Genomic DNA, 12,834 nt, shown 5'->3' with positions numbered 1-12,834 from the left:
AAAATTGAGAAAAACGGCTAATCCATTGGGTTAGCCGTTTTTTTGTTGTGAATGATATGAAATGACATTTTTTTATGCTCAAAAATATTTAATTCGGCTACTTTGTCATGATAAAAAATAATTTTCTTGCAAAAATAAGACAAAATGGCATTTATTTTCAATTGGTATAGGATTTGAAATAAAAGGGATGTTCTGAAAATAAAAGAGCGGACAAAATTAATTAGTCATTATAAGAAAACATTTTAAACATAGAAAAGCCATGAAACTTGTAAGATTCAACAACCCTGCATTTCAATTTTTCAACGAAGATTTCAACAACATTTTTAAAAATTTAGACACCATGTATCCATCAAAACATCAACACAACATAGCTTTCAATAACATTCCAGCAGTGAATGTAAAAGAAAATGACGGAGCTTTTGAAATCGAAGTAGCTGCTCCGGGTTTGAAAAAAGAAGATTTTAAATTAAGTCTTCATGAAAATCGTTTGAGTATCTCAACTAAAAAAGAACAGTCGAGCGAAGAGAAAACAGAGCAATATACTCGTCAAGAATTTAATTACTCTTCTTTCCAAAGAACATTTACTTTACCAAAATCAGTAGATGGCGAAAAAATTGAAGCAACTTACAGCGACGGTATTTTGCACGTAAATCTTCCTAAAAAAGAAGAAATCAAACCAGCAGTAAAAGAAATCGTGGTAGCTTAATTGAGCAATGAGCTAACAGCTTTGAGCCATGAGTTTTGAAAATTTTGTGATATTTTCAAGCTCATGGCTCAAAGCTCATCTCTCAAAGCTCATCTCTCAAAGCTTGAAGCCAAAAGCTATTTTCTTAAAATTTGTTAAAAAGCTTTTAAGTGATGCACCTTAAAAAAAGTTTTAGCGTTAATTTAGCAGATGTGAATTTTAACCGAAAATAGGTAATTCTATCTTGTATTTTTTGTATAATTCAACAAAAAAAATTGCTAATCATGGAAATTAAAAGTAATGTTAAAAATCTTGCTATTGCTGGGGTATTAAGCAGTGCTACAACGCTTGGTGCTTATAAATTATTTTTAGAAAAGAATCAAACAGACGCACTCTTTACAAATACCCCTTCTGCATTTACACGTATGGTTTCAGATGCTGGTAATGTACCAGCTGGAGCTCCGGGTGAATTTACTTATGCTGCTGAAAAAGCAACACCAGCGGTTGTTCATATTAAAACAAAGATGACTCGAAATGTGAGTCGCCAAATGTTTGACCCATTTGAAGATTTCTTTGGTTTTGGTGGCGGAGGCAATCGTCGTTCACAACCTGAAACTCAGGAAGCATCAGGTTCTGGGGTAATTATCAGTGCTGATGGCTACATTGTTACAAACAATCACGTGGTACAAGATGCTGATGAAGTAACCGTAATTTTGAATGATAAACGTGAGTTGAAAGCCAAAGTAATTAGTACTGACCCTTCGACAGACATTGCTGTTATTCAAGTGAAAACCAGTAATTTACCTTTCTTGACTTTTGGTGATTCGGATGCGATTAAAGTAGGAGAGTGGGTTTTGGCAGTAGGTAATCCATTTAACTTAGAATCAACAGTAACGGCAGGGATTGTATCTGCAAAAGGTCGTCAGAATATCATCGACCGTGATGGTGGAGATGTGAATCCATTAGAATCATTTATCCAAACAGATGCCGCTGTAAACCCTGGAAACTCAGGTGGTGCTTTGGTGAACTTAAAAGGTGAATTAATCGGTATCAACACAGCCATTTATAGCCGTACAGGACAGTTTGCTGGTTATTCGTTTGCTGTACCAGTAGGTATTGTGAAAAAAGTAGCGGCAGACTTAATTAAATATGGTAACGTTCAACGTGGTTATTTGGGCGTAAATATCGGTGAAGTAAACGCTAAATTAGTAGAAGAAAAAGACTTGAAAGTAAACAGTGGTGTTTACGTAGCAGGTTTTGCTAAGAGCGGAGGAAGTGCGGCACAGTCGGCAGGTTTGAAAGTAAATGACGTAATTGTAAAAATTGACGGCATCGAAACAAAATCTATGGCGAAGTTGATGGAATTGGTAGGTCGTAAACGCCCAGGTGAAACAGTTGTAGTAACTGTAAACCGTGACGGCGAGCTTAAAGATTTTAATGTAACCTTGAAAAACAAGGATGGAAATACCAACATTATCAAAGGCGAAACGGTTTCTTCGACGGTGACAAGTGAATATTTAGGAGCAAAAATTGCAAATTTAACTGAAAGCGAAAAAGCTAAGTTTAAAGTAAAAGGCGGTGCAAAACTTGTAGAAGTTGACCCAGAAGGGCGTATAGGTTACCAAGGATTTGAAAATGGTTTTGTTATCACAAAAATTGATGATAAAGAAGTTGGCAACGCTAAAGAAGTAGCTGATGTTTTAGCAAATCGTAGAGGAAAGGTAAGAATTGAAGGAGTCGACTTGGATGGTACTCGTGTTAAATACGAATTTTATCTTAAATAGAATAACTGATTGTAAAAAAAACCTGTAAGACTTGTTCTTACAGGTTTTTTTATGGCTATACTTTATAAAATCTCAAAAGTATCAGCATCTAAATAAGCAGGGAATTGCTCTCTGAAACTCTCTAAATTCTTTTTGTTTAATACATAAGTTTCAACCACTTCGTAGTCACGTTGATAAAATATTGGATTTCCTTTAAAATCAATTATCGTAGAATTACCAGAGTAAAGTAAGTCCATGCCATCAGTGCCAACTCGATTGACCCCAACTACAAACGCCTGATTTTCAATGGCTCTTGCTTTTAGTAGCGTGTCCCACACGATAGAGCGAACAGCTGGCCAATTGGCTACATAAATGAGTAAATCATAAGCCTGATTTACATTTCTTGACCAAACAGGGAAACGCAAATCGTAGCAAATCAGAGGACAAATTTTCCAACCTTTCAATTCAACAATGATTTTTTCAGAGCCACCTGTAAAAGAATGATGCTCGCCGCCCATTCTGAACAAATGACGTTTGTCGTACTTTTCATAACTTCCGTCTGGACGCATCCAAATCAATCGGTTGAAATACTGTTCGTTTTCTTTTACGATAAAACTACCCGTAATAACGGCTTTACTCTGGGCAGCTTGTTGCTTCATCCATTTCATTACAAAGAAATTCATGGGTTCGGCTACTTTTGTCACATTCATCGTAAAGCCAGTATTGAACATTTCTGGCAAAATAATGAGGTCAGTTGGCTCGGTAATTTGGGCAATTTTTTCTTCCAACATCGCCAAATTGGCGGTGGAGTTTTCCCAATATAAATTGGTTTGGATAAGCGTTACAGAGAGATTTTGCATGGGATATATGTTTAGGGGCGAAAACAGGACTATCCAAAAATACAGATTTTATGATTCATGAACAAATGTACCAACAAGGCTTTTTTGAAAAGCAGATTTAACATTAGCAAACAAAGCAAGATACAATCTTTCCTAAATCCCTCTTCTTTTGTAGGTAAATAAATAATATTCAAAAACTATGAAAAAATTAATCATACTTGTAAGCTTTACGATTTGCGTAGCCTTGTGGGGCTTCAAAAATATTGAAGAACACCCAACACTTGCCATAGGTGCTACTGCTCCTAATTTTAATTTAAAAGGCGTTGACGGAAAAATGTATTCGCTTAAATCTTTTGCAAAAGCGAAAGTACTGGCGATTGTGTTTACTTGTAATCATTGCCCAACAGCTCAGGCTTATGAAGAACGTATCAAAAAAATAGTAAGCGACTATCAGGCAAAAGGTGTGCAAGTGATAGCGATTTCACCTAACGACCCCGTAAGTGTTCGATTGGATGAAATGGGTTATACAGATTTGGGCGATAGCTATAACGATATGAAAATCAGAGCCAAAGAACATCGCTTTAATTTTCCATACTTGTATGATGGCGATAGCGAAGAGGCTTCCAAACAATATGGGCCAGTAGCAACTCCTCATATTTTTCTGTTCGACCAGCAAAGAGTTTTAAGATACTCAGGGAGAATAGACGATGTAGAAAAACCAACGGGTACTCCTAAAAATAATGATGCACGCAATGCTATTGAAGAATTATTAGCCAATAAACCCGTGACAGTCAGCAAAACTAAAACGTTTGGTTGCTCGATAAAATGGGGAGGTAAAAGAGAGTTAGCCCAACAAGAAAAATTAGATTATGCCAAAGAACCAGTAAACATAGAAGTAATCGACGATGAAGGCATAAAAAAATTATTGAAAAATGATTCGGGCAAACTTAGATTAATCAACGTATGGGCTACTTGGTGTGGGCCATGTGTGGCAGAATTGCCCGATTTTATCACGATTAATCACATGTATCGCTTGCGTGATTTTGAATTTGTCACCATTTCAGCCGATAAGCCTAATAAAAAAGACAAGGCTTTGGCAACCCTTACTCGTTTGCAAGCTTCAAATAAAAATTATATTTTCAATTCTGAAGATGCGTATAAATTGATAGAATTAATTGACCCAAAATGGCAAGGAGCATTGCCTTATACGCTTTTGGTTGAACCAAATGGAAAAGTAGTTTATCAAAAACAAGGACAAATAAATCCTCAAGAAATGAAAAGATTGATTGTCGAAAACCCCTCTGTTGGAAGGTATTTTTAAGTACTTTCTGAAAAAGACAAATACCAATTCTTGATAAAAGAAAAATCACTTCTGTTCGATACGGCAGAAGTGATTTTTTGAAATGAGTAAGCTATTATTTTACAAATTGTTCTTTTACCACAACTCTGCCCTGATGTTGTTTATCCACAACAAGAATAAGGGTTGGCACAATCCTATAACTTTGGCTTTTTCCCTCACGTACTTCTACGTTTAGTTCAATAATTCCTTTACTGTTTTTTGTTAAGCTCAGAGGCGTAATGGTTGTACCGAATGTAGTTTCATCTTTGATAATGGCAATTACATATTGCGTATTGAAATCAATAACAGTAGGTTGCCCATCCTTTCCCATCACAGTAGCCATTCCAAAAATTTCTCTGAATTGTTCTTGCGATTGGATTTTAGGGTTCTTTAAACTGTTTGGTTGATAAGTGTTTTTAACAAAATACCTTTTAGCGATTTGATAAGGTATCGTTGAAGAACTCTGTGCAGATATTAAGCAGCTACACAACATAAGGAAAAATAAAAAATTGATTTTTTTCATAATATGGGTTAGTAAAAAATTGATAATAATGAAGATTAAAATGGATATTCAACCTAAATAAAATATTTTTGTCGAATATAAACTTTAACTCTATAATTTTAATTACCTATGTTTAGATTTTTTCAATATTTGCTACTGCTTAGTTTTTTTACCTTTAAATTACAAGCACAATCTATTTCAATTTCTTCGGTTACGAGCAAAGCTGACTACCTATGTGTAGGACAAAGAGCCTTTATTAAATACTCGCTAACTGGTGAGTTTGCAAGTAACAATAAATTTACCGTTCAAGTAAAAAACAGTTATGATGGTGATAATACATGGAAAAATGTAAGTACCAGAGACTCATCAGGAACTTTAATTTTTACTTTACCAGAAAGTCTTATCAAATATACTTATGGAAATGCTGGATATTTCAATACTGATTTTAGAGTTGTGGCATCTTCTCCTCAGATAACAAGTAATTCTTTACAATATAAATCTGTATTTGCTCTACCTGTTGTAGAATTTACAAGCATTAAAAAGAAAGTACTTTATCCCTACGAGGCTGTTCAGATAGGGCTTAAATTATCGGGTTCTACCCCAATGGAAGTGTTTACAAGTGATAGTTCAAAAATATACATAACTAATTTTGACCCAAATTCCAACCAAAATTTATTCAATGTTAATCCTCATGAGTCTGGTGTTTATTCTATCATTGGAGCTTCAAATATGTGTGGTGTAGGCACTGCTAAGGGGGAACAAAATATCACTGTAATAGATAAACGCATACAAGTAACAGGGCTTTCTAATTTGAATGTTTGTAGAAAAAGCAAATTGGATGTTTACTATACAGCAACAGGAGACTGGGATGCTAATACCAAATTTAGCATAAGGCTTTTAGATAAAACCAATTTTGGTAGTACATCATTTTATGACCTTGAGGCTACTAACAAGAATGGAGTATTGTCAACGGTAATCTCTGAAACGATTCCGTTGGGTAATTACGAGGTTAAGATTGTTACTGCCGAGAACCCAGTAATTGAATCAAGTATTTATCAAAATTTCATTTCGATTCGTAATGAGCCTAAAGTTGAACTTACTTCAGAAAGTACAACAATTAGTTATGGTCAAACAGCAACTTTGAATTACTCTATCTCTGGATATGGTCCATTTTCAATTGAATTGAGTAATGGGCAAGTTTTTAACGAATCAGTTGACGACGGATATAACAGAGGTTTACAGCTAAGCGTTTCGCCAACAACCACTACATTGTACAGTATTAAATCATTTACTTCTTCTATCTGTGGTGTAGGTAAGGGAAACAATAGTGTACTTGTTACTGTACAAGCTGGCATTAAAACCGATTCATTGAAAGCTGGTAAATATTGTTTGGGTAGTACTTGTGAAGTTAAATTTTCAAGTAATCAATCTATAAAAGTTGGGAGTAATGTAATGATTCGTTTAACTAATGATAAATTTAATATAGTTGAAGGATATATTCATAAAGACATTGTTGGAACGGTTATCAGAGAAAATGTAGCCTCATTTACGCTTCCAATGACTCTTTTAAACGATTTTGGGTATGTTACATTTTTTGCTGGTGTTTATACGGCAGAAACACCTAATATAATATTTTCACCGAATATGATTACAGTACAGGCTGCTCCATCTGCTTCAATTATCAATACATCAACCATAAAATTGGAAACTCCACAAGAATTGCCAATTGATCTTGTTTTGAGCGGTGGAGATACCTACGAAGTAGTGTTATCGGATAATAGAAAATACAAAATAGATCACACTTATTTTAGTTTTGAAATGAGTAGTAGTATTTCTGTTTATTTTGCTAAAACTGGAAGTATTGCCGTGGCTTCAGTCTCCAATGCCTGTGGTACTAGTAATTATTCTTCTCCGATTTCCAAACAGGTAAATGTTGGGAAAGTTGATTATTCTTTAGAACTGACCTCTGAGAGTCCTCAACCTTTAGAAGTTTGTGCAGGCAAAAAGGTCAATATTAATCTGAGTGCCATGGGTAATTTCGGACAAGATAATCAGTTCACATTAATACTAACTTCAGACAATTATTACATATCGGAGAGAACCATAGGCACGATCAAAGCTGGAATAGCAGAAGTATTGATTCCTTCAGACTTAGCACAAGGTATATATTATCTTAAAGCATCATCCACTAATCCAATATTTTATAGTAATAAAATACAAATAGCCGTTAGAACAAGCCCTACCATATCTATAACAGATTATGCTTCAAGTGAATTATTGGTAGGTCAAATCCCAAATATATATGCAGGAGTTTCTGGAGGAGGGCAGGTAGATGTACTCTATAAAGATGGAACGAAAGTAGTATATGAGCTTGGTAATTATACAAACTCTTTTTATTTGGGAAGACCACTAAGCCAGACAACCGTTTTTGGTGTTCAATCTGTAAGTAATGCCTGTGGTGTTGGAAAAGTAAGTACAGAAGATGTAGTTGTAAAGGTGCAACCTTATAAAATAGTTAGTAAATTTTATACTTATGATAATAATCCTTCGGGTGCTTATTGTAGTAACTTTAAAATACCTATTAATTTTTATACTGTTGGAAAGGTTGGTTCAGATGTGACATTCTATGTTCAGATAGCTAAATCTGGTCAAAATAATTTTACAACTATTCTTTCAGATGTTAAGCAAAGTCCTGCTTTACTTACTATTCCGGAAAGTGAAAAAAACTTTAGTTATAAAATCCGAATTGTGAGTAGCGATAATTTGGTACAGTCTAACGAAATTGATTTGAATTTAAAGTATCTACCAGAATTAACATTAAAGTTGAGTGATGGGAAGTCAGAAACAACGATTGATGCTGGTCAATCGGTTTCATTAACTGGTCAATTGAAGTTTACAGATTATCAAGGTGTTAGATATTTGATTGTAGATGATAAAAACAATACAACTACTGGTTTACTTACGTATTCAACTTATCTTGAAGTTGTAAAGACTGTAACTGAGAATACTGTTTTCACTTTAGCATCAATATCAAATGAATGTGGGGTTGGAAAGGCTTCTGGAACTGTGAAAGTTACGACTCGCCCAGTAGTTAATTTGAGTCTCCTAAATGCAAGTTCAAATGTTTTTTGTATTGGTGGAAATATCCAAGCTAAACTTAGTGCTATAGGTGGGTTTGAAAAAAATAATATTTTCGAGATTTTTGCAACCGATGATAATGGCTTAACTACAAAGTTACTAACTACTTCAAAGTCAGGGAATGTTCTTATTCCACTCAGCAATCAATTAAAGAGAGGAGGCTATAAAATAAAGATAGAAAGTACTAACCCTTATCAGACAAAAGAGATAGCTTACATAGTTTTAACTGAGCCACTCGATGTAAGTATTGTCGGAAACCCGATTATTAACCAAGGCGAATCTGCTTATATATTTTTTAAAAACAATAAAGGATTAACGAATGGTGACAGAAATAATTATAATGTTCAAGATTATGTAAGCTATGAACTTAGCGATGGTTCATCCGGAAACATTTATCTGAGTACAAATTGGCCAAGTTCTTTATTAGTTTCTCCAACCAGTACCACTACTTATACTTTAAAATCAATTCAAAATACTTGTGGTACTGGAAAGATGTCTGGAAATGCTACCGTGACAGTTAACCCCAATGTATCTAAACAAGTGGCTCTTTCTTATATTTCATTCTATTCTACGTCTTTATGCCGTGGTTCTGTTCAAAATATATACTTTGTCACAAAAGGTACTTTTTCTGAACAGAATAAATTCAAAGTTCAAATCTCTGATAGTACAGGTAAAAATTACAAAGACCTTGTTACCGAAGGGAATACCAGTCCGTTGAAAGTAACTATTCCGTTGGATTTACCATTAGGATTTGGATATTATTTTAGAGTTGTAGCCAGTGATGCAGATGCTGTTGCTACAAGTTCTAATGTTGCTTTTACAATTTTAGAAGCTATCACAGGTCGCTTTGAGTCTGAATCATATTACTTTAACGAAAGTAAACCTGTCACCATCAACCTTACTTTTACAGGAACACCTCCATTTACTTTTTATATAGGTGCTGATGAATTAAGTGCTAAAATGTATTCTACTAATACAAATAACTATGGTATTACGCTAAATCCCGTGGCTAATACTGCTTATCGACTTTTTTCAGTAAGTAATGGTACTTGCGGTACGGGAACAATTCTTAGCCCTTCAACTGTGAAAATAGAATTAGTTACAGCCTTAGAAGAATTAGGAAAACTGGGCATAAGTGTTTTCCCAAATCCTACTTCTGATGTGATTCAAATTGAAGCTAAGGATAAAGAACTAAGTATTCAATTGATAGATTTTTCTGGAAAAATAGTTCAAGAACAGGTTCTAAGAGGAGAACAGAAACAGGTTGATATTTCAAAAAATGCTTCTGGAACGTACTTTTTACGGGTATTAAAAGAAACAAAAGAAGCAACTTTTAAAATTATTAAGCTTTAAAATATAAAACGCCAATGTTGAGATTTTTCAACGTTGGCGTTTTGATTATTAATATGAGTAAAATAAATAGAGCTGTTTTGGATTTCTGATTTCGGAAATTAATTTGATAAAACGATTTTAATTTAATAAAGCCGAAATCCGACATCTGAAATCCGAAAACTACTAATTCATCACTCTCACTTCACCAACGCTTCCCACAAAATCTCTACGGGATGCTGGGCAATTCTGCCTGTACCGTCTTTGATTTGATGACGACAACTTGTGCCGGGTGCGGCAATAATTACTTCTGCTGATTGTTTCCTGATGGTTGGGAAAAGTACTAATTCGCCTACTTTCATCGAGACTTCATAATGTTCTTCTTCATAACCAAACGAACCCGCCATTCCGCAACAGCCCGAAGGAATTAATTGTACTTCATAATTGGCTGGGAATGAAAGCATTTTTTTTGTGGCTAATAAAGACGATAAGGCTTTTTGATGACAATGTCCATGCAATTTTATCAGTTTCTTTTCTTGCGTAAATAATGATTTACTCAATACTTTTCTATCAATTTCTTGTGCAATAAACTCATCAATCAAAAAGGCATTTTGGGCTACTTTTTCGGCATCTGCTAATAATTCTGCGGGAACTAATTCCAAGTACTCATCTCTTAAAGTCAAAATGGCAGAAGGTTCAATGCCTAAAATTGGCGTATTATTATCAACGATTTTCGATAAACTTTTTACGTTTTCAATCGCAATTTGCTTGGCTTCTTTCACCAAACCTTTTGATAAATAAGTTCTGCCACTTTCTAAATGTTCGGGAAGAATTACTTCATAACCCAAAGCCGTGAGTAAAGAAATGGCGGTTTTACCAATTTCTACATCGTTGTAATTGGTAAATTCATCACAGAATAAATATACTTTTTTGTCAGTTTTTGTTGAAACTCGTTTTTTATCCCAAGCTCTTAAAGTCGTTTTTCCTAAAGTGGGTATCGACCTTTCTTGAGCAAATCCCAGTACTTTTTTGGTAATGCTGGCGGTAAGCGGTGTTTTGACAATAAAATTATATAAGGCAGGAAAATTCGACGCCAATGCCTGTGATTTAGTGAAATTACCAATCATTTTTGTACGGAAAGGCACGCCATGAACATCATAATAATGTTGTAAAAACTCTGCTTTCATTTTGCCCACATCTACTTTTGAAGGACATTCAGATTTACAGCCTTTGCACGACAAACATAAATCCATTACTTCCTTAATTTCCTGATGATCGAAACGATTTTCTTGTGCTGAATTGGTTAAAAACTGACGTAAAATATTCGCTCTGGCACGTGTCGTGTCTTTTTCCATTCGAGTTGCCATATAACTCGGACACATCGTTCCGCCTGTTACTTCTGTCTTGCGGCAATCGCCCGAACCCGAACATTTTTCTGCCAAACGTAAAATGCCTTCTTGATTACTAAAATCAAAATAAGTATCAATGGTAGGATTTTCTTTGCCTGCTTCATAACGCAAAAATTCATTCATCGGCGGTGTATTCACAATTTTATTGGCATTGAAAATACTCTTTGGGTCGAAAAGCGTTTTTACTTCTTTCAACAAGCTAAAAACCTCTTTGCCCAAAACGCTTTCGATAAATTCACCTCTCAATCGTCCGTCTCCATGTTCGCCACTCAGTGAACCATTGTATTTTTTTACTAATTCAGCCGTTTCTTTCAACACTGTTCTGAATAAAGTTTTTCCTTCTTGCGTTTTGAGATTTATCATCGGCTCAACGTGCAATTCGCCTGCTCCTGCATGAGCATAATACGAAGCATTGATTTGATGTTTCTTCAAAAGTGCTTGTAAATCAACGATATAAGCTGGCAAATCTTCTGGAGCAACTGCACAGTCTTCAATCAAATTCACAGGTTGAATATCACCTTTTAAATTACGAATTAATCCCAAACCTGCTTTTCGTACATCCCAAGCTGGCGTGGTTTCTGCTCCTTTCACCACAGGATATGCGTAACCGATATTCGCTTTTTCGAGGTCGGCAATCAAAGCAGAAGTTTTCTGGTTCAACACTTCGTCGCTTTCTTCCATAAATTCTACCATCAATATCGCTGCTGGGTCGCCTTGGATAAAAAAGCGATTTTTTTCGTAAACAGGATGTCCTTTTGTAAAATCTAAAATGTACTTATCCACCAATTCAGAAGCCATTGGTTGATGTTTCAGGGCAACTAAATTGGCTTGCAAAGAATCTTTAATACTATTACAGTGAATACAAACCAAAGCGGTTTCTTTGGGAGGTAATGGCAATAAATTCAGCTTTGCCTCGGTCACAAAAGCCAGTGTTCCTTCTGAACCTGCCAATAATTTACAGAAATTAAAAGGCTTTTCGCTGTCGGGTAAAAACATTTCACTGTCCACCAACATATCTAAGGCGTAACCTGTATTTCTGCGTTTTAACGTTTTCTTTGGATAAGCTTTTTCAATCGCTTCTTGGTTGAAAGGATTGTTGAGCGTTCTAAAAATATCTCCGTATAATTTTCCTTCTAAAGTTTTAGCATTTACTTTTTTGAAGTATTCTGCTTTTGTCAGTTCTCCAAATTCTACTTCCGAACCATCACTTAATAATACTTTTGCCGAAATCAAATGGTCACGAGTGCTTCCCCAAACGATTGAATGTAATCCACAAGAATTATTTCCAATCATTCCACCAATCATCGCTCGGTTTGAAGTAGAAGTTTCTGGACCGAAAAGTAAACCGAATGGTTTAAGAATCACATTCAAATCATCTCTGATAACGCCCGGTTGTACACGTACCCAACGTTCTTCTTGATTGATTTCTAATACATTGGTAAAGTATTTTGAAATATCAACTACAATGCCTTTCCCGACTACTTGTCCTGCCAAAGAAGTACCTGCCGAACGTGGAATAAGGGTAAGATTGAATTCTCTTGCCAATTTTATCAAAGCCTTGATGTCGGCAGTGTTTTTGGGAAGAGCCACTGCCAAAGGTTTTTCTTGATACACCGAAGCGTCGGTAGAATACAGGATTTTTTGAGCATTGTGGAGAGCAGAATTATCGTAATAAAGTTCGCCAGAAAAAGACTCGTGGAAAAACTTGAAATCAGAAATCGTAATTTTAGAAGACATATCTTTGAAGGTAATTTGCTCGTAAATTTACATGATTCAATTCCATTTAATAAAACACAGAAGTTTTTTTTCCAGTCTTACCCAAATTTTACC

At 35.1% G+C, this 12,834-nt stretch carries 7 protein-coding genes; 4 read left to right on the top strand and 3 right to left on the bottom strand.

Annotated features, from left to right (window positions below; all coding sequences use genetic code 11):
• Positions 1 to 259 precede the first annotated feature (259 nt).
• Together VB248_RS19440 and VB248_RS19435 are read left to right on the top strand one after the other, a co-directional pair.
• Complete coding sequence (locus VB248_RS19440; protein ID WP_323298492.1) at positions 260 to 706, top strand: Hsp20/alpha crystallin family protein; 447 nt, start codon at positions 260 to 262, stop codon at positions 704 to 706.
• Positions 707 to 969: 263 nt separating this feature from the next.
• Positions 970 to 2,469 carry a Do family serine endopeptidase gene (locus tag VB248_RS19435; protein WP_323298491.1) on the top strand — a complete coding sequence of 500 codons (1,500 nt, stop codon included), beginning with the start codon at positions 970 to 972 and terminating at the stop codon, positions 2,467 to 2,469.
• A 62-nt stretch (positions 2,470 to 2,531) separates the two neighbouring features.
• Here the strand turns inward: VB248_RS19435 and VB248_RS19430 are convergent, their stop codons facing one another.
• The gene (locus VB248_RS19430) at positions 2,532 to 3,308 is read right to left on the bottom strand and encodes an amidohydrolase (protein WP_323298490.1); all 777 of its coding nucleotides are present in this window, start codon (positions 3,306 to 3,308) and stop codon (positions 2,532 to 2,534) included.
• 178 nt (positions 3,309 to 3,486) lie between these two features.
• Here VB248_RS19430 and VB248_RS19425 point away from each other — a divergent pair, with 178 nt between their 5' ends.
• Positions 3,487 to 4,608 (top strand): redoxin domain-containing protein, encoded by a 1,122-nt coding sequence (locus tag VB248_RS19425; protein WP_323298489.1) that lies wholly within the window; start codon positions 3,487 to 3,489, stop codon positions 4,606 to 4,608.
• Between the two features lie 94 nt (positions 4,609 to 4,702).
• Here the strand turns inward: VB248_RS19425 and VB248_RS19420 are convergent, their stop codons facing one another.
• Positions 4,703 to 5,149 carry a hypothetical protein gene (locus tag VB248_RS19420; RefSeq protein ID WP_323298488.1) on the bottom strand — a complete coding sequence of 149 codons (447 nt, stop codon included), beginning with the start codon at positions 5,147 to 5,149 and terminating at the stop codon, positions 4,703 to 4,705.
• Between the two features lie 108 nt (positions 5,150 to 5,257).
• Here VB248_RS19420 and VB248_RS19415 point away from each other — a divergent pair, with 108 nt between their 5' ends.
• Positions 5,258 to 9,619: a T9SS type A sorting domain-containing protein gene (locus VB248_RS19415; protein WP_323298487.1), complete on the top strand. Its 4,362-nt coding sequence runs from the start codon at positions 5,258 to 5,260 to the stop codon at positions 9,617 to 9,619.
• A gap of 176 nt (positions 9,620 to 9,795) precedes the next feature.
• Here the strand turns inward: VB248_RS19415 and VB248_RS19410 are convergent, their stop codons facing one another.
• On the bottom strand, positions 9,796 to 12,741 hold the full coding sequence (locus VB248_RS19410) for an FAD-binding and (Fe-S)-binding domain-containing protein (protein WP_323298486.1): 2,946 nt from the start codon (positions 12,739 to 12,741) through the stop codon (positions 9,796 to 9,798).
• Positions 12,742 to 12,834: the final 93 nt, after the last annotated feature.

This window comes from Arcicella rigui (genome assembly GCF_034929435.1).
GTDB lineage: Bacteria > Bacteroidota > Bacteroidia > Cytophagales > Spirosomataceae > Arcicella > Arcicella rigui.
Note: the sequence above shows the minus strand (reverse complement) of the source record. Positions and strands in the feature narration are given on the sequence as shown.

Coding starts and splice junctions, on each gene's coding strand:
- VB248_RS19440 (WP_323298492.1), top strand. CDS start 260: ATGAAACTTGTAAGATTCAACAACCCTGCATTTCAATTTTTCAACGAA.
- VB248_RS19430 (WP_323298490.1), bottom strand. CDS start 3,308: ATGCAAAATCTCTCTGTAACGCTTATCCAAACCAATTTATATTGGGAA.
- VB248_RS19410 (WP_323298486.1), bottom strand. CDS start 12,741: ATGTCTTCTAAAATTACGATTTCTGATTTCAAGTTTTTCCACGAGTCT.
- VB248_RS19425 (WP_323298489.1), top strand. CDS start 3,487: ATGAAAAAATTAATCATACTTGTAAGCTTTACGATTTGCGTAGCCTTG.
- VB248_RS19420 (WP_323298488.1), bottom strand. CDS start 5,149: ATGAAAAAAATCAATTTTTTATTTTTCCTTATGTTGTGTAGCTGCTTA.
- VB248_RS19435 (WP_323298491.1), top strand. CDS start 970: ATGGAAATTAAAAGTAATGTTAAAAATCTTGCTATTGCTGGGGTATTA.
- VB248_RS19415 (WP_323298487.1), top strand. CDS start 5,258: ATGTTTAGATTTTTTCAATATTTGCTACTGCTTAGTTTTTTTACCTTT.